The sequence below is a fragment of the Pseudomonas putida S13.1.2 genome (genome assembly GCF_000498395.2).
In the GTDB taxonomy this organism is placed as follows: Bacteria; Pseudomonadota; Gammaproteobacteria; order Pseudomonadales; family Pseudomonadaceae; genus Aquipseudomonas; species Aquipseudomonas putida_Q.
The window spans coordinates 529908-555984 of record NZ_CP010979.1 but is presented as its reverse complement, the minus strand read 5'-3'; the positions used below and the strand labels follow the sequence as shown (position 1 = coordinate 555984).

Genomic DNA, 26077 nt, shown 5'->3' with positions numbered 1-26077 from the left:
ACCAGAGTGCCTTTGTCCTGCCCGTGCAGGGCTCTCCTTCTCCTGCCTATAACAATGACGCCCAGGAGCCTCAGATGAAGAGCAATACCCCCACCCCGCGTCGTGCCGCGGCGGCTGCCTTTATTGGCACCACCATCGAATTCTATGATTTCTACATCTACGCCTTCGCCGCAGCCCTGGTGCTCGGGCAGCTGTTCTTCCCCAGCGAAAACCCGATGCTCAGCACCATGGCCGCGTTCGGCAGCTTTGCCGTGGGCTTTATCGCCCGGCCGTTCGCTGGCATGGTGTTCGGCCACCTGGGCGACCGCCTGGGGCGCAAGAAAATGCTGCTGGTCACGATTGTGCTGATGGGCGTGGCCACCACTTGCATCGGCCTGCTGCCGACCTACGCACAGGCCGGTATCTGGGCCCCCATCGGCCTGATCTTCCTGCGCCTGCTGCAGGGTATTTCAGTCGGTGGCGAATGGGGCGGCGCGGTGCTGATGGCCAGCGAGCATGCGCCCAAGGGCCGCAAGGTGTTCTTCGCCTCGTTCGCCCAGTGGGGCAGCCCGGCGGGCCTGCTGCTGGCGCTGATCGCCTTCCGCTTCATCACGGCAATGGAGACGGAGGACCTGATGAGCTGGGGCTGGCGCATTCCGTTCCTGATGAGCGGGCTGCTGATGATCGTTGGCCTGCTGATCCGCTTCGGCGTGCCGGAGTCGCCAGAGTTTGCCGAGGTCAAGGACAGCGACCAGACCAGCGACAACCCGGTGCGCGAAGTGCTGCGTAACCACTGGCGCAACATCGTCTTTGCAGCCCTGGCGGTGACCATCGGCTCCGGCGGGTTCTTCTTCACCAACACTTTCATGATCACTTACGTTACCCAGTATCAGGGCATCGCCAAGACCACCATCCTGGATTGCCTGTTCGTGGTCACCATCCTGCAGTTTCTCTCGCAACCCTGTTCGGCCATGCTCGCCGAGCGCCTGGGCGAAGGGCGTTTCCTGACATGGGTAGCTGCGCTGTGCATGGTGGTGCCGTACCCCATGTTCCTGCTGGTACAAACCGGCAATGTGATCTACATGACCGCTGGCATCGCCCTGGCCGTGGTCATGCTCTCGGCGCTGTATGCCGTGATTGCCGGCTACATGGCCGAAGCCTTCCCGGCCCGGGTGCGTTACTCGGGCATTTCGATCGCCTACCAGCTGGGCAGCGGCCTGACCGGTGGCCTTACGCCGATGCTGGGTACCTTCGTTGCCGGCCAGTTCGCCGGGCAATGGGTGCCGCTGGCACTGTTCTTCAGCGTGCTGGCCTTGATGTCGCTGGCCGGCGTGCTGGGGCTCTCGCACCTGCGCAACGCCAGCGCCAGGCCGGCCGCCCTCTCCACTTCGCAAGGAATCGCCTGATGAGCAAGCCTTACAACATGTCAGAAACCGAATGGCAATCGCGCTGCGAGCTGGCTGCGCTGTACCGCCTGATCGCCTACTACCGCATGACCGACCTGATCGATACGCACATCACCCTGCGTGTACCGGGCCCCGACCGGCACTTTCTGATCAACCGCTACGGCGTGGCGTTCGAGAAGATGCGCGCCAGCGACCTGGTGCTGATCGACCTGGACGGCAACGTGGTCGACAGCCATTTCAGCGGCGGCAAGGTCAATGCGGCCGGCTTCGTCATCCACTCGGCGATCCACGAGGCGCGCCCGGACCTGCACTGCATCATCCACACTCACACGGCAGCGGGCATGGCGGTGGCAGCACAACGTGACGGCCTGCTGCCGCTGACCCAGCACGCGTTGAAGTTTTACGGCAACCTGGCGTATCACACCTACGAAGGCATCGCGCTGTCACTGGAGGAGCGCGAACGGCTGGTCGCCGACCTTGGTACGCACAAGGCGATGATCCTGCGCAACCATGGGCTGCTGGCCGCAGGCAACAGCGTGGCGGCAGCGTTCCACGAGATCTATTTCCTGGAGCGCGCCTGCCAGGCTCAAATACAGGCGATGTCTGCCGGCGTAGCGTTGAACATCCCCAGTGAGGAAGTGTGCCGGCACACCGCCGCACAGTTCGGGCGCGATGGCATCGACGGCATCATCGACATGGCTTGGCAGGCCGCGCTCAGCCTGATCGACGCGCAGCGCAGCGAGTGGTGCTGCTGACATGGCCAGCCTCGTATTGCTTTGCCAGAACCCGGCGCTGACTGACTGGCTGGCCGCGCTGTTCGCCGAGCACGCTCCGCAGCTGAACGTGTTGCGCCCGGAAGATGCCGGCGCAAGGCATGCCGAAGTGGCCGTGTGCTGGTTCCCGCCCGAAGGTAGCCTTGGCCGCTTGCCGAACCTGCGCCTGGTGCACTCGATCGGCTCGGGGATCGATCACCTCGCCCAGGACAGCTCACGCGATGCGTCGCTGCCCGTGTGCCGGGTGGTCGACCCTGATCACACCCAGGGCATGAGCGAGTACGTGCATTGGGGCGTGCTGCACTTTCACCGGGGCTTCGACCGGGTGATCGCCGGCAATGCCAGCCAGCACTGGCAGCGCCCGGTGCAGCGCAAGGCCGGGGCTTTTCGGGTGGGTGTGATGGGCCTGGGCGCGATTGGCGCACCGGTGGCGCAGCGGCTGGCGGCGGCGGGTTATGACGTGCGCGGCTGGGCCCGCACCCCGCGCCAGATCGATGGCGTAACCACCTTCGAAGGCGCGGCTTCGCTGCAAGGGTTCCTCGCCGGGCTGGACGTGCTGGTCAACCTGCTGCCCCTCACCACCAGCACGCATGGCCTGCTGAACCATGCCGTTTTCCAGCACATGGCCGAAGGCAGCGCCCTGATCAACTGTGGCCGTGGCCAGCACCTTAACCCGGACGACCTGCGCCAGGCGCTGGCCAGCGGGCAGTTGCGCGGCGCCTTGCTCGATGTGTTCGAACAGGAGCCATTGCCCGCCGATTCGCCGCTGTGGCACACGCCCGGCGTGTGGGTGACACCGCACATGGCGTCGGCCGCGTCCGACCTGTGCATCGCCCGGCAAGTGGCCGACAACGTGTCGCGCCTGAGTGCCGGGCTGGAACTGAACAATCTGGTCGACCCCGAACTGGGTTATTGACCGCACGCGTTACCAAGAGGTGATCCATGAAAACGTTTTTCCATCCTGCCCAACGCCTGCACCACCCCCGCTCCTACCTGTCGCGTGGGCAGATGCGCCAACCGCAGGAAGTGCCGGCACGCATCGACCCGCTACTGGCAGTAGTCGAAAAGCTCGGCTACCCGCTGTTCGAACCCGCCGACCACGGCCTGGCCCCGCTGGCGGCCGTGCATGGCCAGGCGTACCTGGACTACCTGGGCAGCGCCTACCAGCAGTGGCACGAAGTGCCGGAAGACTGGGGCGATGAGGTGATGTCCAACATCTATATCCGCGAAGGCAACCCCTTGCGCGGCATCCTCGGCAAGACCGCCCGCTACCTGGCCGATGGCAGCTGCCCGATCGGCGAGCACACCTGGCAGGCCGCCTACTGGTCTGCGCAAAGCGCGGTGGCCGCGGCACATGCGGTGATCGAAGGCGACCAGGCTGCTTATGCCCTGTGCCGGCCACCAGGGCATCATGCCCGCGCCGAAGCCGCAGGTGGGTTCTGCTTCCTGAACAACGCCGCAATCGCCGCCCAGGTGCTGCGTGGCAAGTTCGGCAAAGTGGCCGTGCTCGACACCGACATGCACCACGGCCAAGGCATCCAGGAAATCTTCTATGAGCGGGACGATGTGTTGTACGTGTCGATCCATGGCGACCCGACCAACTTCTACCCGGTGGTCGCCGGCTTCGATGATGAGACCGGCGCTGGTGCAGGGGCTGGCTTCAACCTGAACCTGCCCATGGCACACGGCGCCAGCGAAGCGGATTTCTTTGCCTGCATGGACCAGGCGGCAACCGCGCTGCGCGCCTTCGCTCCGGACGTACTGGTGCTGTCGCTGGGCTTTGACATCTACGAAAACGACCCGCAGTCCAAGGTACACGTCAGCCATGAAGGGTTCCGCCTGCTTGGGCAGCGGATCAAGGCGCTGGGCCTGCCTTGCGTGGTGGTCCAGGAAGGTGGCTACGACATTGCAACCCTGGACGAAAATGCCTCGCGCTTCTTTGCCGGCATGACTGCCTGAGGCAAAACCCGATGTGCTCCGGGTTGCCTTGGGCAACCCGGCCTACCGAGCAATACAACAATAAAGAGCGCAACTTGCCGCACCTGCAAGTCAGCGATCAGGCCCCCGGCTGCCCGCCGCAGACGCAGGGGCAATAACAATAAATCTTCACGCTGCCGTTCTTGAATCTGGCAATAAGGAAGTCTTCATGTCGCTTACAACTTTCACCTTGGGGATGGCAGGCGCGAGTGCCTGTCTGTTTGGCTCGATTGCCTGCGCGGCGGAATCGGACCATGGTTTCATTGAAGACAGTACCACCACGGTAGGCTTGCGAAACTTCTACTGGAACGCCGACAACCGCAACGGCAGCTACCTCAACCCGGCCGGTGAGCGGCAAAGTTATCGCCAGGAATGGGCGCAAGGTGCGCTGGCCAAGTTCAATTCCGGCTATACCCAAGGGCGGGTAGGGTTCGGCCTCGACTTGCATTACATGGGCGCAATAAAGCTCGACGGTGGCAAGGGCCGGGTTGGCGACGGTGTCGGCAATGGCGGCATCGTCGCGCGCGACAACCAGGGCGACCCCAAGCATGAGTACGCCAAGGCCGGTGGCGCGATAAAGATGCGGGTTGGCAGCACTGAACTGGCCTATGGCGACCTGTTCCCTGATTCACCCGTACTCAAATACGGTGATATCCGCCTGCTGCCGCAAACGCTGCGAGGCTGGAACGTCACCGATCATACCTTCGCCGGGCTGGCCCTCAATGCAGGGCGCTTCACCTCCAGCAGCGACCGGGCAGCCACCAATCACGGCGGCAAGCTGGGTACCGCGTACGGTGGCCGCCAGGCCGACAGTGACTTTGTCAGTTATTACGGCGGTATCTACACCGGCCTCGACAACGTGAAGGTCAAGCTGTTCGGGTCCGAACTGGACAATATCTGGAACCAGCAATTTGCATCCATCGAATACCGGGTGCCGTTGAAGGTGGGTGGCGTATTCAATACCGGCGCCAACTACTACCGCACGCGCGACACCGGCACCTCGCTGCTTGGCGAAATACGCAACGATGCCTGGAGTGCCCGGGTGGGCTACGCACGGGGCGGGCACAAGTTCGAAGTTGCCTATACCCACATCGATGGCGACCAGCCTTTCGACTATGTATGGAACAGTTTCGACATCGAACTGGATGCGGCTTCCCAGGGCAGCGACTTCAACAGCCCCAACGAAAGAGCGTGGAGTGCACGTTACGACCTGGACGCTGCCGTCTTTGGCGTCCCTGGGCTGAGCTTCACGGCACGCTACATACGCGGTAGCGATATTGATGGCCGCGATGCCGGCGGAGCTTATTCACGGTTCCAGGCGGTCCGTGACGGATCGCAATGGGAACGGGACTTGTGGGTGAAATACGTGGTGCAGTCGGGGCCTGCGAAAAACCTGTCCGTGCGGCTGCTGCATGCGTCGATGCGCACGGGCGGCGATTACGGGGCAATCGCCAATGACCTGGACCAGACCCGGGTCATTCTGGATTACCCACTGGACCTGAACTTTCTGAAATAGCTCGGCAAACTGGGAGCGGGCTCATCCGCGGCCCTTAGCGCAGCCTGTGCCACCCACCGCGTTGGATTCTTAGGAGGTAAAACGGATGGCCGCCCCCGCTCCCACAGCGGGGGCTCCACACGATGGAACCATGCCAACGTGTAGTCCTCCTCTCCAACCCGGCCATACAACGCTTGGGCTCATTCCATCGAGCCAACGTGGCCGCCAGTGCAAACGTTGTAAATGGCTGCTTGGCGACAAAGGCTACGCCGCTATTCCGACCAATATCGAATGCAAACCTCTTTTCGTACAGAGCCTAGTTCAAGACACGTTAACAATGAGCGAAAAATGATAGTTATCAGCCCTCATTCCAGTACATTTATCAGACGGGCCGCACGCGCTCAAAAAACGATAACTGTGCCTAAGCACTTGACTATCGAAGCAACCTAGGCCTACCACAAACAGCCCCTAAACTCACAGCCCTCACTAGACAACTATATCCACACAACAATATTGGAGTCTACCATTGGAATGCGTGCCCAATACAATTACCACTCAATGCTCTCCCTCGCAGACAGAAGCGACAACAAGAAACAAGACCTCTATCAGCGTATTCGGCAATACCACAAGGGTGTCGGATCAAGAAAAAACCGACCTGAATGACATCACCACATTACTTGTATTCGGAAACAAAGGAGAAATTAGCCAAAACCTAAAACACCACAACATCATTGACAGTCGTCCAGCCTTCTATATAAACCACACGATGGCAAACAATCTAATCCGCCAAAAAATTTCCCCACCTCCCCCCAAAAAATATCAAGGATATGACCGTTTAAGCCAAGCATTGCGACAACTATCACTCGCCGTGAACACCGCAATGAACCTAAAGCTAAACAGCAATCCACTTGAAGTTCAGGCAAGTGTATTCTGCAACTTACTACATCTCTCATCCAATTTCCATTCAGACAAGATTGAAGCGGCTCTCCGCATTGCCTTGACAGACAGCGACGTATTTCAATCTTCCCGCGAACGCGTTCAAACCCATCAAAGAGAAGACTGGGATAACGTGATAAGCGCCAGACGTTCCAGACACCATAGAAAACTGATGGAAACGTTCGCCTCACTCGACTCCGTATTCAAGACAATCAGTAAGGCTCATACGGAAATTATGCACTCCAGAGGAATCCGACCTGGCACCAACTTGAACAAGTCAACCATCGCACTACAATGTAAAGCCGGCTTCTTAACAATTTTCAATGCCTTAGAAGACATTAAACGCTCCGGCACCTCTACTTATATCATGATTCATCCCCCTCCCCATAAAATGGAATTAAAGTCCTACCTACCGGAGGGTGTAACTGAGACAATGCATGCAGAACAGAATATAGAAGAATACTTGGCCAAGTCTGCGGACATCATTTACGATCAAGCCATTTCTAAATTAGGCTTACAAACGGGACAACACATAATTGTAAACATGGCAGGCAGATTTGTTCCCTGCGCCGTATGCAAAGAAGTTGAACACACCAGTACCAACGGTGGCGTCTTTGACCCAACCAATAAAAAATTTGCATTATGGCGTAGTTCCGACCGTATTGGAATGGCATTCAAAAACGAAGTTCAACACTTGGCAATGCATGCGTTGCACAGTAGCGACTCGCATGAAGCGCTGGAAAAGGCATTAAAATCAGAGACAGCTTTATACTACACCAAGAATTACTTCAGTCTTATGGAGCACCGGTAGTCACCTGCTTTTCGCTTGACACAGACAGCGAAAGCTCAGACGACCAAAGGAACGACTGAAATCTTCACCGACAGAAAAAATCCTATTTTATGAGCTGGGGACTGGCATGATCCCGGATCACGCCAGCTGCCTCCTTAACTAGACGGCACGCCCTAATACACTGGTTAAAACCTCACTACCGATGGCGGTTGAATTCAGATCATCGTAGTTTAATTTATTGCTATATCCAAGTGCCTGTTCACCATCAAAGACACCGACAGAAGCGAGCATAATCTCATGGTAAGAGTGATGATTCTTCGGAGGGAGTAGATTGCCCAACATCACCAGCCGAGCCTCTTCAAGTGTTGGAAGCTGCCGTGTATCAGTGTGCTTGTCATAGTTCAACATCTCACGACACATGGCGTAGTGATTCAAATATCGTAGGGTATGCCCGCTAGGCCCAGAGAGGACAGGTTTGCCGTGTGCGATTGCGTCAAGCACCCATTGGTTAACACTTTTATCCTCAGTATCTGACCATCTGACCACATTGGACAACCCCCCCGTAGTATGCTGACGAAACTGACTTCCTAGGGGATTACTGTCTCTGGCATTGGCCTCATCATTAGTGAATACTTCTGTACTCCAACTAATATTCATAGTTTCAAACAACGCCTTGCGCGCGGACGGCTCCATACCCTGTAAAATATGCAGGATCCCGTCACGATGATCAACAATTCCGAATGCGTCTTGGAAATAATCTGGTTCATCGATTTTTGTAAAAACCAATTCATTCCATCTATCCGCTATCAAGTTGGCTACATCAGCCGGATACTGAATGGGATTATTGACCTTCCAAATTTCCAAATCAAATCGATGCCAATTCCAAGGAAAAATTGGATTATCCGGGGCTCGCACATGATTAAACATACACTGCCGCCTTTCCATCCCTGGCACATTATATATCTCATCCTCAGCTTTTATAAGCGTCGCTAGCACGTGGGCGTCCAAATTGTCTTTATCAGCAATTAGCTCCTTTGCACCACCAATGTTCTTACTTTCATGCCGAATCTTATCTTGCTGTTCAGGTGTAAAATCTCCGAACCGCATAGGCGCACCCGTACTCAACCTGATACTCTTGGCTATTGCGTTAAGTTTATCACTGGTTGCCAACTTCTTACCAATGGCCACTTCAATAGCCCTATTTGTATTCGCCGTTGTTTTATAGGGGTCTTGGTCAAAAACGTTCGCCTCCACACGAACCTTACCACGCCCAACTATTTCCGACATACTTTTAGACGACGATACGCTGGCGAACGAAGCAGGCTGTAAAAATGAATGCTTTTCCTCACCAAAATTTGAAGTATGTAAATTCAACCTACCCACCACCTCACTCAACTCTTTGGCTTGAGCTGGTGTTATCAAGGTAGAATTTTTTAGAACGCCGCTGTCTTCCGCCTCGAAGCTTTTAGCGGAGAGCGCACACAGAACAATTGCAGACCCATTAATACCATACACAGACATCACCCCCGACTTTAATTCAACTCTAACGACGCTCTAGACAAGAACTTAAACTCATATACCCCTTCAACAGGGCTACGAACACCACCTCCAACAAGCCACCACAAATATCTGTTGAACTCATAATTTTGTAATACGCCAGAGCATTATCTTCAACAGACAGTAGATCACCATTTAAATTTATTTCGGAATAACAAGACAGCTCAGCAAACTCGCTCAACTCTTTATCAGTAAAAGGAACCTGCAAGTCTATTTTGAAAAAAAGCACCAGCTTCTCTACGCCACACTCATACTTCAAACAAAAAAAATCCCCACTCTCCAAGCGTAGAGCAACGTCACTGAGATCATCGAAATGAACATTGTTCAACTGATGTTGTTCTTTTAGAACATCCAACAGCTTACTGATTTCGCGCTCTACTTCAACCCGCACAGGGCTATACACGTCATTTAAATCACACATCACCCACCCACCATTAACTTTATATAAAAAACCATCCCCCCCCCGCACAAACCTCTTAGTTTTTTGTTCGTTATACACATGCCACCCACCCCAAGCCACGCGTGGTAGCTAGCAAGGACTTGCGAGTCACTCCACTTCTACACAACCGAAAAATCTTTAAACATCCCGTGTAAGCATAGGGTATGGACCACAGGTAATTCCCTCTTGCATATTCCGCTCATTCTCTTCCCAAGCCCTAGTTTATTTCTACTAACCCAGCATAAAGGCTGGGCGTCTTTTGTCCCATTAAAGCAGCATTCCAAACATGGCGCGCCACTACACTAGAACGACAATAGAAATACAGGCGTAGCAAATTTCGCGCCCGGTTTTCCGTGTTAGGCGCACAACTCACCCAAACCCATCAGTCGGTTTCAAGCCATCCACAGGTTCGACAGGGCAAATAGCGTGGCCAACTGGGCCGTGTTTTTCATCAGCTCCCGAAAGCGTACGTTCAAGTGATCAAACTGGCGGTTGATGACCCTAAGCGGATGCTCAGCCTTGGCGCGTGCCTGCGCTTTGCAGTACTCAATCTTGTGCTCTGCAGCAGGTGAATGCGCAGCATGGTCTCGAGTGGGTAAGGCTTTCTACCGCCACCGGCCTTGGGATAGAAAGGCTTGATCAACTCCAGCAGGTCTGTCCAGGGTACGATCTGAGCTATCTCGGCAAGGAAGCGCTCGCGGCCCGGATCAGGTGGTCAGACGTTCTTTGCATTTATGGAACTTTTACGGCGAACCCCTAAACGGCTTCTCGCCCATTTAAAACACGAACACACAATTACCAACTGATATTTTCGCGGCTATCTTCGTCCTCAGACGGCTTGAACACCTCCTGCATAAACTCCTTGACGAACATATTGGCCGATGAAACCGATACCAGCGCAACTCTTATCTCCTTGTGAGTATCACTTTCTTCCAAGCCCTGCTCTTTCATGCGCACCATCACCTGCGTCAACGCATCCATTTGCTTCTGCGTCGTTTTATAGGGCAGCTCGCCACTGGCATTCGCGTATTGTTTCAAGTAACCCTGAATGCTGCCCGGCGAGGGTGTCGTGGAGGCTATCCACTTCATGAACTCATCGTAGAACTGAGCAAAGTCAGGATCCGGATCAGAACGGGTTTCCCCGCCCTGAAGCCCCATGCGCTGGTCCAGGGGTACAATCGCCTCTGTGCCTCGGGGCAAGGCGTGGCCGGGACCCGCGAGCGAATAGCTGTCAATGTTCATCACTGTTCTCCGATTCAGAAACAGGGTTAGGGGCATCGCCCCCTTTGTTCAGGTCGGCAGCCCAACTGACGAGAACGCGCCTGGACGCTTCATCCAGCTCGCGCACGCTCTCCGGTAACTGCTTGAGTTGGGCGATCAGACGCGGCGACAGGCGCTCCTGAGTGGCGCCGATATCGAGCTCGACCACTTGATCCGCCAGGCGAAACAGGTAACGTTCCTGGGCATGGAAACGGATATCCACACGCTCGATTCCCAAGCCCGTCAACTTGCTTTTCAACGCCGGCTGTTGGGCCTTGCACCGCAGCGGCAGGATAATCTGCAGCGGCTCTCGGCCTTGACCTACCCAGCCATCCTGCCAGCGCTGCAGCAGCGCATCGAGCAGTTGTTCATCCATCAGCAAATCCCCCAGCAAAGACCGGGCGGCCTGTGCCAGTTCAGCTTGCAGCGCGCTCGCCATCAGCCGCGACCGCAGCAGAAGCCCGCTCACGTCAGCAGCAGCTTGTAGCACCCCCTGGGAATAACCATCCTGGAAGGCGTTCGCGCGGACACTGTCTGCCTGTTGTTGCGCTTCTTCCATACAGGACTTGGCGCGCTCGCGGGCTTGTTGCATCAACAACCGGCGATTGCGCGCAGCCGTGCGCTCTTCATGCCTTAGCAGGAGGGCATCCGTCGACGGAATATCCTCAAGCGTTCTGATGGATGCGAGCATGTTGTACCGCCAGGATAAAAAGTGATGGATTCGGCGCCAGTAGCGGCAAAGTTTGCTGAAACTCGACAACGGGTGGCGAGAACTGCAAGAACAGGCGCTGCATGAGCGCCTCCGGGATGTGTTGATGCCAAGCTGTCAAGGCCGCTAGCCCCAGGGCACTGAGCGACTGCTCAAGCCCATCCGCTTCGCTGACCGCGACCATTGGCCGATTGCCCAGATCGATACGGGCGAAAGCCCTTGTCGGCGCATTGAGCTCACGCATCCGCGCCCCGCGAGCCAGCCGCGGCCACATCAGGTGCGCCCCCATGAGGCGGGAGACTACGGGCAACTGCTGCCAATTCGCGATCCAGCAATCAGTCCATGGATTGCGCTTGAGCTGCTGCGGATCGGGACAACTGAGTGCCAACCTCCTTAGTAATGATTGGTTGAGCAACGCCCGGGTTGCCGGCTCGCCAAACAGCGCTGGCACAACACCCCGCTGCGGATGCAGATAGTCCAGCGGCTGCTGCAGGATGGCGCGCAGCGCTTCAGTTCGGCGGGGCATGTTCGATCTCTTTCGGCTTCCGATACAGCACGACCCAGTACGCTACCGCAGCCAGAATGCCTAACACGAAAATGCCATAGAGCCAGGGAAACCCGGAGGCGCGAGGCTCCACAAAAGGGGCGGCATGCTGAACTGAAGCCCGCTTGGACAGAACCACCGAAATGTGCTCGTAGTCCATGCCCGAGAAACTGTTCTTGAGAAAACGCTTGATATCGTTGACCAGTCGCTGTGGCTCGCTGTCACGCTCATATATCACCAACGCCGAGAGGTGTATCGGCGCAACCTTGCGACCGCTTTCCCCAGCATCCAGCTCGTAACTCACATGTACCCGCGCCGAAACCACACCCTCCAGGGTGGCCAACGACTGCTCCAGGCGCTGCTCCAGCGCACTGTACAAACGCGCCTTCTCGGCCCGCGGCGAAGCGACCAGGGAGTCGGCAGGAAACATCTGAGCGATTTCGACACGCGGCTTGGAGGGCAGTGAATACAGGGCCAGCAGGTCGACCGCCGCCGCGAAATCCGCTCGCGCGATATGCACCGAGTATCCGGTCTTACCGTTATTTACCTTGGCCGCAGTAATGTTATTGCGCTGCAGCACAGAAATCACTTCATTGACCTGCTGCTGGTCAAGGCCTTCAAGCAAACTCGGCTGGCGACAGCCAACCAGCATCAGACACAGCAGCACCAGACAGCCATATAACTTCATGACGAACGTAACAAGGTTTCGGCCGTGGACACCGCTTTACGGACCAGCACGTTGAGCATAGAGACATCGATGTTGTACTGCGCAGTGAGCAGCTGCAATTCGCTCAAGACTTCCGGGTTGGTAATATCCGGGCGCTTCAGCATGGCATTGATCCTTGCATGATCACGCTCGGTGCCCACAGCGGAGCTGGCGAAACTCTCGATCAAACGCCCCTCCAGGGACATCACCGAGCCAGGCTCGGGGTGCGCCAACTCAACGATCCGAAGCGAACTCAGGCTCACTGAACCCAAAGAAGAAACAGACATAGGAACACTCACAGAAAAGTACCCGGCAGCCGCACGAAACAACTGCCAGCCGAGAGGAACAACAAGACTTAACGCGCGGCGGAAACTATCGCCGTATCAATCTCCTTGAAGCCCTTTACCGTATTGGTCGCAACGTTACGGAAAACGTTGTAGGAAGAGAATGCAGCCTGGTAAGCCGCCAATAGCGTGGGGTCCGACGCATCGGCATGCAAAGCGGCCAGTGCCTCATCGAGTTTGGTCTTGAGATCGGTTGCGCCGTCCTCGAAGCCTTGAGCCTGCCGGCCCAGGAAGTCATCAGGAAACTTGATGGGATTTGAAACACTCATATATCACCTGTCATTATCAAAGGGATTTAGGGAAGTACCAGGATGACGGCGTCATCTTGATGTAGCCCTGCGGGCCATACCGGAACGACTTGCCCTTGAGCCAGTCATCTTCGAGCTTGAATGCGAAATGCACGTATCGCTCACCCCACTGCCGACCGAATTCCGCGACAAAGTCACCCAGGGCTTGCAACTCCGCGTCCTCAAGGGCGCCCTCGACCGTAAAGGTCACGCCGTCAGCCTGCGCATGCCGAGTAAAGCGCAGGGCCAGGCGTTGCAAGCCGTGTTCGGCCAGGTGTATGAGTTCGTCGTCGTCAGCCTGTACGATCTCTATTTCGTGAGCGTAGGGCGCAACTGCGCCCAGAGCACTCTCCAGACGGCTCTGCAAATCGGGTGTCAGCAGGCTGCGTTGACGACTGATCAACAACCGCGGATTAACCGGATCACTGAGGTCCATACGGTGATAGGCGAGTTGCGGCGCGATACTGGACACCAGGCTCTCCAGACGCCGACGCTCGTCATAGATGGTCATCACCTGCGTTGCCGAGTACCCATTGCGTACCAATACCTGCCTTCCCCACCCGGCATCGCGCTCGGAGCCGGCGAAGACGTAGATCGCCTGGTCGCGCCCATAGACTACGACCATGCTGTTGTTGCCCCCGGCAATAAGCGCCTCAACACTCGACACAGGCGTGGGGCGCGAAGCGTACCAACCGAACATTGCCAAACCAGCCATTATCGCCAGCACCGCTCCAACAGCCACTCGCCGCGAGACGGTGCTGGGCACCCGAGCCGGCTCAGGCTCTGCAAGCACCGTCGGCCCTTGTACCAACAACTCGCTCCGCCACGCCTCATCAAACGGGCGCACGGCGATTAGCAACTCCGCTACATTCTCCAGTGACTGGAATGGAATGAGGCGCTCAACCACACCTTCGTCGGCCAAGATACGCAGGACACGCCCCGAGCGCTCAGTATCGCCAAGTAAGACTTCGAAGTTTCGACCCCCGCACTCCAGCGGAATGTAGATCGCATCTTCCGGAACACTCAGCGGATGCTCGATCGAGCAAAACTTTGCCTCGGAACCCACGACAAAAAGTGTACGCTCCTGCGCCAGATCAAATTCGCAACCCTGCAACGGGCCATTGAAAACCCTCAGGACGCATTGCGTTGCAGTGGAGTCCTGCATGCTGTTAACCACCCGGCCTATAGAGAAGCGCCTAACGCTTAGACGTGCAATCAATGATAGGGAGTGACGGGCAGACAATCCTGATCAAACCATGAGGAAAACGCCATACAAACGATCAGAATCCAGCCAGAGGCGGATGCACGTTTTGGATTTACATCGGGGTGCGCACCGGCCGCGACCCAGCCATCCCCACGCCAAGCTGTCGGCCGTCATCAACCAACCGGCAGACTCGGTAGCCAAAGCCATGATGAGTTACACCAGTTTTTGGGACATGATCCTTGCAAGCGCGGATCACCCAATTGGGACAGCAATCTAGGACAAGCCTTACGCTTCTTCCCAGACCAAAGAGGTGCGGCCTGAAAATCCCCCTCGAGCCGGCGCAGCACCGGCAGTTGCACGGGACACGCCAGCGGATAGTTCGAGGCCGCACGCCAGCACTCATAGTGTCGACGAGCCTCGAGCGGATCGAACGCCGCGAGCACATAACAGGCTACCAACCCCACCTCTCCTCTGTGCCCCTGCGATAACCCAGCGCGCTCAACTACCTCCAGAGCGGCCATAGAATCCCCACACACATCGAGAATCAGTGCGTACATGGCATCGACCCCCTCATGTCCGATTCCGAGTACGTCAATGGCCGACCGTATTGCAGTTAGCCCACGCCGTGGCTCCAGGCCGAGGGCAATGCGGGCCCGCAACAGCTGTGCAGCGACCGAGCCTGGGGCTTCAGCAAGGGATACTTCGATACTCTGCAACGCTTGCTCCGACTGCCCCGAACACCATTGATGCCAGGCATAGTGGTAGTAAGTGCTGGCACGATCCCCCCCCATAAGCGCGGGACGAAACAATGCTTCAGCCGCTTCGGGTGCCCCTTGCAAACTGGTCAGCAGCGCAAGTCGTATGATCGCCAGCGAATTCCCGGACTCCAGCGCAAGCGCCTCAGTCACAGCCTGCTGTGCGTGGGCCAACGCCTCGCCGGGCGCCATCAGCCCAAGACCGGCCATGGCCAGATAGGTATCAGCCAAGCCACACCAGGGTGGCGCGTAACTGGCATCCAGATGCAGGCAATGGAGAAACTCGCGCAACGCCTCCCCCAGGCTCTTTGCCGTATAGGCCTGCAACCCGAGCAAACCACTGAGGTAGGACTGTGCCAGGGGATAAGAGCCGCACTGCGATGTCGTCGGACGCAAACCCGGCAGGCGCTGCGCCACCAGAGAAACCAGGCGCTGCAAGGCTTCTTCCCGCCCATCGCTGGGCACCAGCGTTTCACTGTACAGCAGCGCATGATTGCGACCACGAACCAACTCGACCGCCAACGCCCAACAGCCCGCCGGCGCGATACAATGAACACTCAGATAATAATCAGGCATCATTCGCTCAACGATCGACAGGCAATCATCTGAAGCGTGTGCGTTAGCTGTCAGCCCCGCCGGCATCACACAAAGACTTTCACCGAACGCGGCAGCCAGTCGGTGGACCACTTCGCGCTGCATTTCCAGGCCGCACCCGTCATCCCGCACCACCGGCAAGACCAATAACGAGGGCACTGATAACGGTGATGACGGCATGATCGCGCGTTCGACGACCACCCCTGCAAAACGATAACCCTTGCCATAAACCGTTTTGATATAGTCATTTTCACGCCCCAGCAACTTGCGCAGCGCATAAATGCAGCGGGTAAGTGACTCTTCGGCCACGTCGCAGTTGGACCACACCTGGTCCAGCAGCCAGGCCTTGGAAACCAACGAGCCCGCCGCCCCCAACAACAGCCGAAGTACATGCAACTCTTTGGGTGGAAGATGTAGTCCTTTACCGTCATGCAAAAGCAGTCCATCCCCCTGCAATCTCCATCGGCCAAAAACAAACGACCGGCTTGACGGCTTATGAGTGCCTCGTTCCATAACGCAATTCGTCCCTCCCTACTGCGATGGATAGACCGAAGCCACGGCTCCGTAAACCCGCACTCCGGTTTGAGCGATCAACTATAGGGGAAGGGATTCCCACGAGATCTGCGACTTCCCTACAACTAAATGGAGACTAATCCGCATTACCCCTGTGAACCGTCCATTTCTGATTGCGTAGTGGCCGTACAGAATCTACTTGGGATATCTGGCAGAAAATGAACGACGCGCCGTCACCGGCGCGTACGTTAGAAAGAGCGCTCAGACGGATGCCTGAGCGATTGCCTGATGCACCAGGCGATAAAGATCCTCCACCTTACGAATGCACGCCAAACCCTCTGGAGGCAGTTCAATCTCCAGGAGGTCGTTGATATCCAGAGCGATATCCAGAAAATTCAACGAATCCGCTCCAAGATCCTCCACCAAACGGGAGTTTAGGGTAACGACCTCCACATCGACCACGAGCCTATTGGCGAGAATCGCGATAATGATGGCTTCTATTTCAAGCTGGATCATGTGCGTCATTTCGGACTGCCCGTGCATGCCCACCACCTCAAAGGCAACTGATTTTCCTTCATTTCCCAAAACGACGACGTTAGCCAATTCCGCTCGCGATCGCCTTGAGCATTTCTGCATACTGGCTCAATTGCGAGGAGAGAATCTTGTTGAAATTTTCGTGGTAGGCGTTGGCGTTACCGTACTTGGTCGTGAATAACTGCAACTGGTTCTTCAAATCACCTTCCTGGCTGTTAAAGCCGGTTTGCCAGGCTTGAAACTTCGCGGTGTCCCACGTCACCGTACCCTTGGGGGCTGCTGCAATCATTGCATCCAGCGGTGATAAGTCCATCATCACCCGATAGCCACCCTTGCCGTCAGGCTGCACACATGACTCAGGCAGCCCCATGGCCTTGGCCCACTTTCGTGCCTCCTCCTGAGTGGCAGATCCTTCATCGGAAATGGGATAGAGGACGCCATCCGGGGCTTGCTGATACTTACGACGCAATGCTTCTAACGCATCGTGCAATTCTCCACTTATTTCGACTTCTTTTCCGTCTGACTTGCCTTTTATCCAGTCCCCCATCTTCGCCATGATGGTTTCGTTGAATTCCTTGTAGAAGGCCGAATATTTGGTCAGCAGCGCCTCGTAGATCGCCAGGTATTCACCCTTGATAAAACCGATCATTGCCAACAATTGCTCGAAAAAATCGGCATTGCCACTGGACGTGTTCAAGGCATCGCCCACAGCTTCTGGCGCGTGCGGCAAATCACTCAGTTTCTTGAGCGTTTCATCCTGCCACTGTTGGATGTTGGGGCTGGCAGGCTGGGCAAGGGAAACCCACTTGCGCAACTCGGCCTCCAGCAAATGCCCTTGAACCTTACTGGCGCCCACTTTTCCGAGCAGCGCTTGTAAGGCTTGCTCCGCCTTGAGGCTCTCTGCATGCCGTTCGTTGAAGTAATCACGCATAGCCTCTTCCCCGGCCGCAGGATCAACCGGGCCGGCAACAGGAGGCAGACGAAATGCCTTCACTGCAACACTTATATCATTGAGGTGGGGATTCAGGCCGGCTAACCGGGACACCAGCGACTGTGTCAAGCGCTCAGCCGTCGACGGGAGCGGACGATGCTCGAACGCATCACTGCCAACTTGTTCATTTGTTCGTAGATCATTCGTCGGCTGATCATTACGCGCCGCATGGGTGGGGTGGGAACTGCTAATAATAGGCATGGCTCAACTCCTGGTCAGGCGCGCGCAGAGGCGAAGCTGTTCATGGTAGAGCCACGGCTGTCGACCAACTGCTGAATGGCGTCGAGTATCTTGCTGAGCAGCGCTGTATATTCATTGACACTCTGGTTGGCGACATCACTGACCGCCTTGTTCAGACCCTGCTCGGACTGGTGCAGCACTTCACGCTGACGCTCTGAATACTCTTGCAGACGCAGGATGGCAGACAACCCGGAGCTGATGGTCATCGCCATGGCATTGATGGCACCGCCAACAGTCAGGTTGCGCTCGTAGGTTTTCGCCTGCAGGGCACTTTTCATGCGCGCGTCCGCAGCCTGGGCAACCGCCTCACGAATGTTCGACTCAAGTGCTGCCCGTTTGCTCGGGTCAAGGTCCAAGTCAACGCGCATCTGCTGGGCCTGCGCATCCAACTTCACCGCATCCATCTGGTTGGTCTTGATATCAGTATGCTTCTGGCTCTGCCCGCGCAAGGTCAACGCGGCACCTGTGGCGGACATGGTGGCGGCAACGACAGCACCACTGACCGCAGCCCACATCGCAGCCTCGCCACCGGCCATGATTGCAACGCCTTGTGCAATGGCGGCCTCGTAGGCCATCTGGACGAACTTACCGCTCATTTCAGCGCTTGATTTGCGGGCAATATTGACCGCGACAATCGACGCAATCAACACACCGATATGTTTTTCCCACGCGGCAGGATCGAATGACAACAGGTCCGCCACCGGATCTCTCACCGCGCCCTCAGCCCCGTCTTTCTCCTGCTGGACGACAGTAGCCAGAAACAGGCCCACCATCGCCTGGCTTTCACGCTCGCTCAACCCTGAGGTATCCAGAAGCTGGTTCAACTGTTGGGGCGTCATTGCTTCGACAGCCTGCGTGTGCCGAGACATCAACACCTGCGCATCGAGCCGTCCACCGATACTGCTGATCGACAACGGCTGCCTTTGATCGACGACCTTACCTGCCACCTCTGCAGCCTGAGAGCTGACTACCGATGGCGAACGACTATTAATTGATAATTCCATGAGTGCTAACCCTGTTGAACTAAATGTTGCGTGCCATGCTCAGGCTGCTGCTATTCATACTGTCCTGGATGCTGAAGGCTTGCTTGATGGCGTTATCCTTGGCCTTGATGGACTGATCGAAGAGTTGAACCATGTCGTTCAGGTAGTTTTTCATCGCCTCGGAGATAACCTTGGCGAACTCGAATTCGGCCAGGTGATGCGACGCGTTACGCTGGTGAATACCAGACTTGATTTGCAACGCGGACTGGGCGGCGGTACCGCCCGCCTCCACCACCGCCAGCGAAGCCGCCAGGCGCGATGCATAGAGATCCAGTGACACCGCATCCGACTTGAGACCTATGCTGGCACGGGCCTTGGTCATGACACTGGAAAAACCATTGCTGACCGCCCTTGCGGCCTGCTTGAGCATTTGTGGCGCCATCTCGTTGGCCAATTTGCCGAACATATTGCCCATCGCACTGGCGACCCGCCCCGCAGCGGCTTTGCCAACGACCGCGACAACCGCCAGTACTGCGACCATCGCCACGGCGCCAACGATCGCGCCCATGATCATCCCGGCCATCTCGGCCGAGGCCCCATCAATGCCGGCCTTCTTCAGAAGATCCGCAATCCCCTTACCGATGGCCTGAATCATCGGGTTGAGTATGTTATCCATCAGAGGCTTCATGGCCTTCTCCATGAACGACACCCCTGTCAACTGCTTGACCAGCATGTCCGCGCCCATCAATGCCACACCAACAGCTGCCAGCGCCAGACTGGCTCCGCCCGTGAAGGCAGCCCCGACGACACTGACCACGGTCAGCACTGCGCCCAGAATCTTGCCGATACACCCCATCGCTTTGCTGGCAGCTTCGGCTTTACGCACTTGCTCCAGGTACTCTTCAGACTTCTTCTCCATGAACGCCTGACGCGCCGCCTGCATACTGCGGAACAGCTCCTGCTCCCCTTCAATCTTGTTTTCGGCGCTCTTGCCCATCAATTCTGCATACCGTGTCATTAGCAGCACCATGGTCGCAGCGGCGTTCAGCTGTTTCTTGACGCCATCGAGTACCGGCTTGTCGCCCAGCCCCGAGCTCTCCACCAACCTGGCCTGAGCCTCAGCCTTTTTGCCAGCCTCACCCGCCACCGTGACTGCGGCCTGATAGTCCGTATTGGCCTTGCCCAGTTGTTGTTGGGCGCCGGTCAGCCTGCCTTGCGCCAGATCGCGCTCGGCCAGCGCTTTGGCATGCTCGGGCGTGCCCGGCTCGGTTCGCCCCAGAGCCGACTCAGCATCGGCCAGCGCCCGTTGGGCGCTGTCGAAGTTAGCCTTGGCCTTCGCGAGCGCTTCCTCGGAGCTGCCGGCAGCGGCCACAGCCGCTTCAAACTCCGCCAGCGCGCTCAGATAACGATCTGACAACGCCTTATGCCCCTCAGCGCTGGCCTTTGCTGCCGACCTCAGGATGTCCATGCGTGACTTGAGCGAGTCCATGCTCACGTCACCCAGCAAGTTGATGAGCGAGGCCATCAGCAAGGTGAACGTGTCTTCAGAACCCTTGTTCGCGCTCCTGGCACCTTGCGCTGGCACAGCCAGAAGCGGCCTACCCAGCCCCGCAGCATGACCACCCTGCGACTGGGCGGCGTAACTCACACCTTGCAGGTTGGCCAGTGCCGTATCGGCAGCGCGCTGATAGGCCTTGGTGTTGGCCGCTTTACTCGCCGCGTCGGCATAGCGTTCCTTGCCGGCCTGACGGGCCAGCGTTTCCGGGGATATGCGTGAGTACAAAGCCCTGATATCCATTACAACTATTCCTCCGAATGGTCAGCGTCGACATTGCTTAAAGCATTCAGGTAAGCCTGAGCCCGCTCCCGCAGACCCGGCTCCTGCACGCGCTCGATGACGTACTCAAAACACACCTTGGCCTTGCCGGCCTTTCCTAGCGCAAGCTGGCATTGGCCGGTGTAGAGCATTGGGCGGTAATCATGCTTACCCTGGGCAAAAGCCACGGCATACAGATCAACCGCTTTCTGATAGTTCTGCTTGAGCTGATGCACCGCCGCCAAACCCATCCAGTACTGCGCGTTATAGAAGTCGTAGATACAGAGGAAATGGAAAAATTTTTCCGCATCGTCCAGACGCCCCTGCTCATAGAACTCATAGGCAAAAGCGTAAAGGCTATCCATCTGCTCGGTACTAACGCCGTGCAGGTCCTTGAGCGATGCACCATCAAGGACGGCCTGCATCACCTGCTCGGCAATCCGGTCCTCTTCCTGCTCCGTGTGTTTTCGACTGCTCATGACTACTTACTCCTGAATGTTTCTTCAGCGGTGCTGACCAGGCTATTGGGCCAGCTGAAGGCAACGGGCGCCGTCACAAAACGCTCATCGTGGTGTTCGTGAGTCGCTCAGACCTGCAAGCGGTTTCGCAGGCAGGCCATCAGGCCTGCTCGACCTGCTCGAGCCAGACCAGCAGTCGCAGAACGCTTTCGATTTCCTGCATCTGGATAAAGGTGTAGCGCTGATGGGTCTTGAAGATGCGCCTGGCCAGGGCAATGTCACTGATCACCGGCACGCCTACTTCAGACGCGTACTTGCGCACGGCCAAGGCCCGCTGGTTGGTTTCCATCAGTGAGATAAATGGCATTACTGAGACTTCTGGCCGAAAGTAAATCCCTACGGCGATGTGCGTGGGATTGGCGACAATTACTCGCGAACCACGAATGTCGGATTTGACCTGTTCCGATAACAGCTCCAGATGCAGCTCGCGCCGCCGCCCCTTGATTTCCGGATTGCCTTCCTGCTCCTTGTGCTCGCGCTTGACCGACTGCTTGTCCATTTTCAGATCCTTGATGTACAGCCAGTATTCACACAGCGCATCGAGCATGACCACCAGCACTATGCAGCCCAGAAAAGCCAGCACCAGCACCTGCAACAAATGAGTCCAGATCGGAAACAGGTCACCCGGTTGGGCATAGAGTTGCGCAAACAGTAAATGCCGCTGAGTCAGCCAGACCATCCAGAATGCGATCACGAAACTACCCAGATACAACAGGGCTTTAACCGCGTCCTTCAGTGTTCTGAGACTGAACAGCTTTTTGAAACCGTTTACCGGGTTGAGTGCTCCGAAGTTCAGCTTCAGGGCCTCGCTGGCAATGGCCAGGCCTGTCTGCAACAACGTGGGCAAGGCGCTGGCGAGAAAGCACACAACGATCAGCGGGGCCACGACCTGGAGCAACAGCCCCCCTAGCTCGGCAGCATAACGCTGCTGATCGGCGGCGAAGCCCGAAGCGATGATGCGTCGATAAACCTCCATCACCTCCAGCAAGCTACCGTTGCTCGTCAGATAGATGATCGCGCACAGCATCAGGCAGGAACTGGAGAGATCCTTGGCCTTGAAGGTCTGGCCCTTTTTCGCCGCGTCGCGACGCTTCTTGGCGGTGGGCTTTTCGGTTTTCGAGGCGCTGGACATATTCAGTGGGCCTGCGGCAGTACGAACCACTGCGCAAGCTGATCCGGCTGGGTGGCCATGCGCAGTATTTCGTCCGGCAGGTGAACACCCAGATACTGAATCAACACCAGTAACGCGATGGCTCCCTTGACCGTGAGCGACACTGAAAACGCGTTCATTTGCGGCGCAAAACGCGCCAGTAGGCCGAGCAGCGCCTCGGTCAGCAACAAGGTCGCCACCACCGGTGCACTGATAATCAGCGTTTTGCTGATCAACGGATCGAGAAGCCCGAGCAACGGCTGGATCTGCAGTTCGCACCCGAATACCGGCGAGCAAAGTTGGTAGCTGCGGCTCAGGGTTTCCACCAGCAACCTCATGCCCCCACCTTCCAGGTAGATCACTGCCGCGAACAGCTGGAGAAAATTGGCCAGCTCCGAGGTGTCGTCGCCGTTGGCCGGATCGACTGTGCTACTGAGCATCGCGCCGCGCTGGTTATCGATCAGGTTGCCCATGGCGTGCAACACCCAGAACGGCCAAGACAACAGGCAGCCGAGAATTACCCCCACTCCGGCCTCCCGCAACAACAACCCGTAGAAGCCAAGCGAGTCCAGGCGGGGCAACGTGCCGGCGGTATAAGGCCAGAGCGCCATGCCAACCAGCACAATCACGGCGTTTCGTGGTGCTCCGGTGAGCACGCGGCTGTTGAGAAACGGCAACATGAAAAACACCGGTGCCAGGCGAGCGAAGCAAATCACCGCACCGGCCAGCCAGCCATGCAGGTCAAAAAAAAGGCTTACGTTCATCCAGATTCACTTCAGCGCCAGACGCATGACTTCCCGGCTGAAACCCAGCAGCGTCTCGCCGTACCAGCCAGAAAGCAGAAACAGACAGATCGACACCGCCAGCAGTTTGAAGCCGAAGGGCAAGGTTTGCTCCTGAAGCTGGGTCACGGTCTGAAACAGACCGATCAGCAATCCCACCAACGTAGCGACGATGATCGGCCAGGCCACCAAGATCAATATCAGGTACAAGGTTTTGTTGCCGGCAAACACCAGGTCATTCATCGCGGCATCTCATTGAGCCAGGGACAGGTATTGCCCAACCAGTCCGGTAGAAAGCAGGGACCAGCCATCGAGCGCAACGAACAGCACCAGCTTGATGGGCACGGAGATGATCACCGGGCTCATCATCATCATGCCCAGGGCAAGCAAGATACTGGAGACCACCAGGTCGACAATGACGAAAGGCAGATACAGGTAGAAACCGATCTTGAAGGCAGCTTTGATTTCGCTCAGTGCATAGGCAGGCAGCAGCGCGAACAACGAGGGCTCCAGCTCTTCATCGAGCTCGCCATCGACGGCCCTCGGGTCCTCGCGGGCAATCTGCGCCCGCTCGAAGAACTGTGCCAGGTCCGGGTCGGTGTACCTGGCCAGATATTCGCGATAGCCGCCCAGACCGTTATCGAGGAAGTCGACCACCGCATCGATGCGGGTGAATTCCACACGATTTTCCTTGTAATAGTCATAGCCCTGCTGCACCACGGGACTCATGACGAACATCGCCAGCAACAGCGCAACGGCGTTGAGGGTCATGTTCGATGGCACCTGCTGCAGGCCCAGAGCATTACGCACGATAACGAAGACAATCGAGAACTTGATGTAGCAGGTGCCCGCAGCGATCAGGAATGGCAGCAATGAAGCCACTGCCAACAGCCCGATCATTGAAATGTCATTCATTACCGATGCCCCGCCCTACCTCACGCAGTTCGACACCCAAGCGATCGCCAAGCTGGACCAGCTCACCTACTGCGATACAGTTGCCGCCGACACGAACTTCGACGTGGCTCACGGCCGTAGCCTCCAGGGGCAGCACCTGGCGCTCGATGAACTCGTTGAGCGTAGCCATGCTCAGGGTGAGTTCGCCCAGCACGAATTCAAGTTTGACCGGCAGTTCAGATAGCACGCAGGGAGCGCTCGGCGATGGGGTATCCGGGGGAGAGAGTTTCATATGCAGACCTTGCTTGACGAAGGTGAACTGGCCGATACACCGATCGGCCATAAAGAGTTGTCGGGTTTGCTGGGCGATGACCAGCACATCGCCCCTCGCCAGTTGCCGAGATGGCAATCGAGCCAGTTCGCTGTTGCCGAGCACGATTCGTAGAATTTGCGGCACTGCCTGCAACCAAGCCTGTAGTGGGCGCGACGGTTCCTTGCGCTGGCTCGGCCCTTCCATGACCCACAAGTCGCTCTGGGGTGTTGCAATACAGGGCAGACAAGCCCCTTGCAGCGCCTCTCCCTGAATGAGCCTGAAATCGAACAGGCGCTGGTAGTCCAGCAGGTCAGGCGCAATTTCGATGGGCCGACTCACCGCCGCGAACAGCTCCAGAATCTCCTGACCCGCGCCCTCCTGATGCAGCCATTGCGACCATTGCGGCGCCACGGCTTGCACCCACTCGCGAGCCCCGATCATGCCTTGCCAGATACCGTGGCAACCTTGTGCCCAGAAGGCTATGTAAGGTGTCTCTGGCGACGGGTGGCTCAACCGCACAGGGTGCCCCTCTTGCTGCCAGCGGGCCACCGCTTCGCGCCGCTCAGACTCAACTAACGCAACGCAGCGCAAGGACAGAGTGGATGTCACGTTTGATGCTCTCCCCGCCCGCTTCTATCTCGAAGCGCTTGACGGCTGAGCTCTTCGACCTCCTCATCCGGTCGCTCCTGGTCATGACCGTGACGCAAGTCACCCCCCTCCTGGTCAGTCAAACGCCAGCGCGGATCCGGCGCCTGCGCCAGGTTGTCGCTCAAACAGCTGAAAACCAGGGCACTGCTTGGATTGAGCAGCAACTGCTCGGGGCGTTCGGCCCCTGCCTTGCTGACCGTAATCAGACCAACAGCATCACCTTTGCTGAAGGGCACCTGAAGGTAGTTCCTGGCCTCCCTGGCAATGCTGACTTCAGGCGCTGAGTTCAGTCCAGCGGTCGCTTTGGCAGGCACCGCCACACGCGTGACCTGGTTCAAATACGATGACTTTTCCAGCAAGGGCAATGGTTGCGCCGGAAATGCTTGAGGGGTTTGCTGTTTGACCTGCCTATCGGCGACAGCTTGATCGGATGCCCACAACGCAATGGCAGCAGCAGCCTGATCAGGCACTTGCGTCGGCATGGCGAGCGGTAAGCGGGCAGACGACAATGGCGCTTTCTGCTCGGCCGACACATCGACGGCAGCCTGATCGGCTGTGGCGAGCGCACTGGCAACGGACGCCTGACCAAGCACCTGCGCAGTGATTGGCAAGCGCTCCGCCAGCGCCAACCGAGCATTAACCAATGCCGGCGATGAAGGCACGGAAGGCTGCTTGATGGGTAAATGCATCGGCTGATCCACCGATACTTTAGCCAACCTGGACTCAGTGCCCGCCCCCAAGCGCAGCGCTGCCAGCGATAACTGCAGCGGGAACTCGCGCAATGGTTGCAATTGCGCCAACAACATCAGCGCACCCTGGGGCAATTCGTCCACTGCATAACGGTCGTCAGAGACTCGCGGTTGATCTTTATGGCCGGGCTCATCGCTGGCCGAAAGATCCCTTACCGGACGGAGTTGCGCTGCTGGGGGTCTCACTATGC

The 26077-nt window shown here is 57.2% G+C and carries 27 protein-coding genes and 2 pseudogenes; 6 read left to right on the top strand and 23 right to left on the bottom strand.

Annotation, left to right across the window (positions count from 1 at the left end):
• The first annotated feature begins 74 nt into the window (after nucleotides 1–74).
• The 6 genes from N805_RS02290 (at nucleotide 75) to N805_RS30405 (ending at nucleotide 7377) form a co-directional block, all read left to right on the top strand.
• Nucleotides 75–1385, top strand: coding sequence for an MFS transporter (locus N805_RS02290; protein WP_019473645.1), 1311 nt, complete (start codon nucleotides 75–77; stop codon nucleotides 1383–1385).
• Complete coding sequence (locus N805_RS02285; protein ID WP_019473646.1) at nucleotides 1385–2140, top strand: class II aldolase/adducin family protein; 756 nt, start codon at nucleotides 1385–1387, stop codon at nucleotides 2138–2140. Before N805_RS02290 ends, N805_RS02285 begins: the two co-directional genes overlap by 1 nt.
• Before the next feature lies 1 nt (nucleotide 2141).
• Complete coding sequence (locus tag N805_RS02280) at nucleotides 2142–3074, top strand: 2-hydroxyacid dehydrogenase (RefSeq protein ID WP_019473647.1); 933 nt, start codon at nucleotides 2142–2144, stop codon at nucleotides 3072–3074.
• 26 nt (nucleotides 3075–3100) lie between these two features.
• The gene (locus N805_RS02275) at nucleotides 3101–4117 is read left to right on the top strand and encodes a histone deacetylase family protein (RefSeq protein ID WP_019473648.1); all 1017 of its coding nucleotides are present in this window, start codon (nucleotides 3101–3103) and stop codon (nucleotides 4115–4117) included.
• 187 nt (nucleotides 4118–4304) lie between these two features.
• Nucleotides 4305–5651 carry an OprD family porin gene (locus N805_RS02270; protein WP_026034680.1) on the top strand — a complete coding sequence of 449 codons (1347 nt, stop codon included), beginning with the start codon at nucleotides 4305–4307 and terminating at the stop codon, nucleotides 5649–5651.
• Between the two features lie 514 nt (nucleotides 5652–6165).
• On the top strand, nucleotides 6166–7377 hold the full coding sequence (locus N805_RS30405; RefSeq protein ID WP_155412659.1) for a hypothetical protein: 1212 nt from the start codon (nucleotides 6166–6168) through the stop codon (nucleotides 7375–7377).
• Between the two features lie 138 nt (nucleotides 7378–7515).
• Here the strand turns inward: N805_RS30405 and N805_RS02260 are convergent, their stop codons facing one another.
• From N805_RS02260 to N805_RS02160, 23 genes and pseudogenes are all read right to left on the bottom strand, one after another.
• On the bottom strand, nucleotides 7516–8877 hold the full coding sequence (locus N805_RS02260) for a hypothetical protein (RefSeq protein WP_230685701.1): 1362 nt from the start codon (nucleotides 8875–8877) through the stop codon (nucleotides 7516–7518).
• 22 nt (nucleotides 8878–8899) lie between these two features.
• Nucleotides 8900–9412: a hypothetical protein gene (locus N805_RS02255; RefSeq protein WP_155412658.1), complete on the bottom strand. Its 513-nt coding sequence runs from the start codon at nucleotides 9410–9412 to the stop codon at nucleotides 8900–8902.
• A 332-nt stretch (nucleotides 9413–9744) separates the two neighbouring features.
• Nucleotides 9745–9915, bottom strand: a pseudogene (locus N805_RS30400) (IS5/IS1182 family transposase); the annotation flags it as partial.
• Nucleotides 9912–10052: pseudogene (locus N805_RS30865) on the bottom strand (IS5/IS1182 family transposase); the annotation flags it as partial. The pseudogenes N805_RS30400 and N805_RS30865, both read right to left, overlap by 4 nt.
• 95 nt (nucleotides 10053–10147) lie before the next feature.
• Complete coding sequence (locus tag N805_RS02250; protein ID WP_019473653.1) at nucleotides 10148–10594, bottom strand: hypothetical protein; 447 nt, start codon at nucleotides 10592–10594, stop codon at nucleotides 10148–10150.
• Nucleotides 10584–11303 (bottom strand): oxygen-regulated invasion protein OrgB, encoded by a 720-nt coding sequence (locus N805_RS02245; protein WP_177313773.1) that lies wholly within the window; start codon nucleotides 11301–11303, stop codon nucleotides 10584–10586. The genes N805_RS02250 and N805_RS02245 overlap by 11 nt, the downstream gene beginning before the upstream one ends.
• A complete protein-coding gene (locus tag N805_RS02240; RefSeq protein ID WP_019473655.1) occupies nucleotides 11278–11847 on the bottom strand; it encodes a hypothetical protein in 570 nt (189 codons plus the stop codon). The genes N805_RS02245 and N805_RS02240 overlap by 26 nt, the downstream gene beginning before the upstream one ends.
• Nucleotides 11831–12553 (bottom strand): EscJ/YscJ/HrcJ family type III secretion inner membrane ring protein, encoded by a 723-nt coding sequence (locus tag N805_RS02235; protein WP_019473656.1) that lies wholly within the window; start codon nucleotides 12551–12553, stop codon nucleotides 11831–11833. The genes N805_RS02240 and N805_RS02235 overlap by 17 nt, the downstream gene beginning before the upstream one ends.
• A complete protein-coding gene (gene sctI, locus N805_RS02230; protein WP_026034681.1) occupies nucleotides 12550–12858 on the bottom strand; it encodes a type III secretion system inner rod subunit SctI in 309 nt (102 codons plus the stop codon). The genes N805_RS02235 and sctI overlap by 4 nt, the downstream gene beginning before the upstream one ends.
• Before the next feature lie 68 nt (nucleotides 12859–12926).
• Entirely contained in the window at nucleotides 12927–13184 is a 258-nt protein-coding gene (locus N805_RS02225; protein ID WP_019473658.1) for an EscF/YscF/HrpA family type III secretion system needle major subunit, read from the bottom strand.
• 16 nt (nucleotides 13185–13200) lie between these two features.
• Nucleotides 13201–14367 carry a PrgH/EprH family type III secretion apparatus protein gene (locus N805_RS02220; protein WP_019473659.1) on the bottom strand — a complete coding sequence of 389 codons (1167 nt, stop codon included), beginning with the start codon at nucleotides 14365–14367 and terminating at the stop codon, nucleotides 13201–13203.
• Between the two features lie 212 nt (nucleotides 14368–14579).
• Complete coding sequence (locus N805_RS02215) at nucleotides 14580–16190, bottom strand: winged helix-turn-helix domain-containing protein (RefSeq protein ID WP_230685700.1); 1611 nt, start codon at nucleotides 16188–16190, stop codon at nucleotides 14580–14582.
• Between the two features lie 339 nt (nucleotides 16191–16529).
• The gene (locus tag N805_RS02210) at nucleotides 16530–16871 is read right to left on the bottom strand and encodes an acyl carrier protein (protein ID WP_230685699.1); all 342 of its coding nucleotides are present in this window, start codon (nucleotides 16869–16871) and stop codon (nucleotides 16530–16532) included.
• Nucleotides 16864–17994: an IpaD/SipD/SspD family type III secretion system needle tip protein gene (locus N805_RS02205; protein WP_019473662.1), complete on the bottom strand. Its 1131-nt coding sequence runs from the start codon at nucleotides 17992–17994 to the stop codon at nucleotides 16864–16866. The genes N805_RS02210 and N805_RS02205 overlap by 8 nt, the downstream gene beginning before the upstream one ends.
• Before the next feature lie 14 nt (nucleotides 17995–18008).
• Nucleotides 18009–19037, bottom strand: a complete 1029-nt coding sequence (locus N805_RS02200) for an IpaC/SipC family type III secretion system effector (protein WP_026034682.1) — start codon at nucleotides 19035–19037, stop codon at nucleotides 18009–18011.
• 19 nt (nucleotides 19038–19056) lie between these two features.
• On the bottom strand, nucleotides 19057–20814 hold the full coding sequence (gene sctE / locus N805_RS02195; protein WP_019473664.1) for a type III secretion system translocon subunit SctE: 1758 nt from the start codon (nucleotides 20812–20814) through the stop codon (nucleotides 19057–19059).
• Nucleotides 20815–20819: 5 nt separating this feature from the next.
• Nucleotides 20820–21311, bottom strand: coding sequence for a type III secretion system translocator chaperone SicA (gene sicA, locus N805_RS02190; protein ID WP_019473665.1), 492 nt, complete (start codon nucleotides 21309–21311; stop codon nucleotides 20820–20822).
• Between the two features lie 139 nt (nucleotides 21312–21450).
• Nucleotides 21451–22482, bottom strand: coding sequence for an EscU/YscU/HrcU family type III secretion system export apparatus switch protein (locus tag N805_RS02185; RefSeq protein ID WP_019473666.1), 1032 nt, complete (start codon nucleotides 22480–22482; stop codon nucleotides 21451–21453).
• 2 nt (nucleotides 22483–22484) lie between these two features.
• Nucleotides 22485–23264 carry a type III secretion system export apparatus subunit SctT gene (gene sctT, locus N805_RS02180; protein ID WP_019473667.1) on the bottom strand — a complete coding sequence of 260 codons (780 nt, stop codon included), beginning with the start codon at nucleotides 23262–23264 and terminating at the stop codon, nucleotides 22485–22487.
• Nucleotides 23265–23270: 6 nt separating this feature from the next.
• Complete coding sequence (locus tag N805_RS02175) at nucleotides 23271–23525, bottom strand: EscS/YscS/HrcS family type III secretion system export apparatus protein (RefSeq protein WP_016711568.1); 255 nt, start codon at nucleotides 23523–23525, stop codon at nucleotides 23271–23273.
• Nucleotides 23526–23534: 9 nt separating this feature from the next.
• Nucleotides 23535–24197: an EscR/YscR/HrcR family type III secretion system export apparatus protein gene (locus N805_RS02170; RefSeq protein ID WP_026034683.1), complete on the bottom strand. Its 663-nt coding sequence runs from the start codon at nucleotides 24195–24197 to the stop codon at nucleotides 23535–23537.
• A complete protein-coding gene (locus N805_RS02165) occupies nucleotides 24190–24900 on the bottom strand; it encodes a FliM/FliN family flagellar motor switch protein (protein WP_230685698.1) in 711 nt (236 codons plus the stop codon). The genes N805_RS02170 and N805_RS02165 overlap by 8 nt, the downstream gene beginning before the upstream one ends.
• Before the next feature lie 194 nt (nucleotides 24901–25094).
• Nucleotides 25095–25970, bottom strand: coding sequence for a hypothetical protein (locus N805_RS02160; protein ID WP_019473670.1), 876 nt, complete (start codon nucleotides 25968–25970; stop codon nucleotides 25095–25097).
• Nucleotides 25971–26077 lie beyond the last annotated feature (107 nt).

Bases quoted from the DNA above. Each gene is read 5' to 3' on its own strand.
- N805_RS02290 (WP_019473645.1), top strand. From the start codon at position 75: ATGAAGAGCAATACCCCCACCCCGCGTCGTGCCGCGGCGGCTGCCTTT.
- N805_RS02285 (WP_019473646.1), top strand. From the start codon at position 1,385: ATGAGCAAGCCTTACAACATGTCAGAAACCGAATGGCAATCGCGCTGC.
- N805_RS02280 (WP_019473647.1), top strand. From the start codon at position 2,142: ATGGCCAGCCTCGTATTGCTTTGCCAGAACCCGGCGCTGACTGACTGG.
- N805_RS02275 (WP_019473648.1), top strand. From the start codon at position 3,101: ATGAAAACGTTTTTCCATCCTGCCCAACGCCTGCACCACCCCCGCTCC.
- N805_RS02270 (WP_026034680.1), top strand. From the start codon at position 4,305: ATGTCGCTTACAACTTTCACCTTGGGGATGGCAGGCGCGAGTGCCTGT.
- N805_RS02260 (WP_230685701.1), bottom strand. From the start codon at position 8,877: ATGTCTGTGTATGGTATTAATGGGTCTGCAATTGTTCTGTGTGCGCTC.
- N805_RS02250 (WP_019473653.1), bottom strand. From the start codon at position 10,594: ATGAACATTGACAGCTATTCGCTCGCGGGTCCCGGCCACGCCTTGCCC.
- N805_RS02245 (WP_177313773.1), bottom strand. From the start codon at position 11,303: ATGCTCGCATCCATCAGAACGCTTGAGGATATTCCGTCGACGGATGCC.
- N805_RS02240 (WP_019473655.1), bottom strand. From the start codon at position 11,847: ATGCCCCGCCGAACTGAAGCGCTGCGCGCCATCCTGCAGCAGCCGCTG.
- N805_RS02235 (WP_019473656.1), bottom strand. From the start codon at position 12,553: ATGAAGTTATATGGCTGTCTGGTGCTGCTGTGTCTGATGCTGGTTGGC.
- sctI (WP_026034681.1), bottom strand. From the start codon at position 12,858: ATGTCTGTTTCTTCTTTGGGTTCAGTGAGCCTGAGTTCGCTTCGGATC.
- N805_RS02225 (WP_019473658.1), bottom strand. From the start codon at position 13,184: ATGAGTGTTTCAAATCCCATCAAGTTTCCTGATGACTTCCTGGGCCGG.
- N805_RS02220 (WP_019473659.1), bottom strand. From the start codon at position 14,367: ATGCAGGACTCCACTGCAACGCAATGCGTCCTGAGGGTTTTCAATGGC.
- N805_RS02205 (WP_019473662.1), bottom strand. From the start codon at position 17,994: ATGCCTATTATTAGCAGTTCCCACCCCACCCATGCGGCGCGTAATGAT.
- N805_RS02200 (WP_026034682.1), bottom strand. From the start codon at position 19,037: ATGGAATTATCAATTAATAGTCGTTCGCCATCGGTAGTCAGCTCTCAG.
- sctE (WP_019473664.1), bottom strand. From the start codon at position 20,814: ATGGATATCAGGGCTTTGTACTCACGCATATCCCCGGAAACGCTGGCC.
- sicA (WP_019473665.1), bottom strand. From the start codon at position 21,311: ATGAGCAGTCGAAAACACACGGAGCAGGAAGAGGACCGGATTGCCGAG.
- N805_RS02185 (WP_019473666.1), bottom strand. From the start codon at position 22,482: ATGTCCAGCGCCTCGAAAACCGAAAAGCCCACCGCCAAGAAGCGTCGC.
- sctT (WP_019473667.1), bottom strand. From the start codon at position 23,264: ATGAACGTAAGCCTTTTTTTTGACCTGCATGGCTGGCTGGCCGGTGCG.
- N805_RS02175 (WP_016711568.1), bottom strand. From the start codon at position 23,525: ATGAATGACCTGGTGTTTGCCGGCAACAAAACCTTGTACCTGATATTG.
- N805_RS02170 (WP_026034683.1), bottom strand. From the start codon at position 24,197: ATGAATGACATTTCAATGATCGGGCTGTTGGCAGTGGCTTCATTGCTG.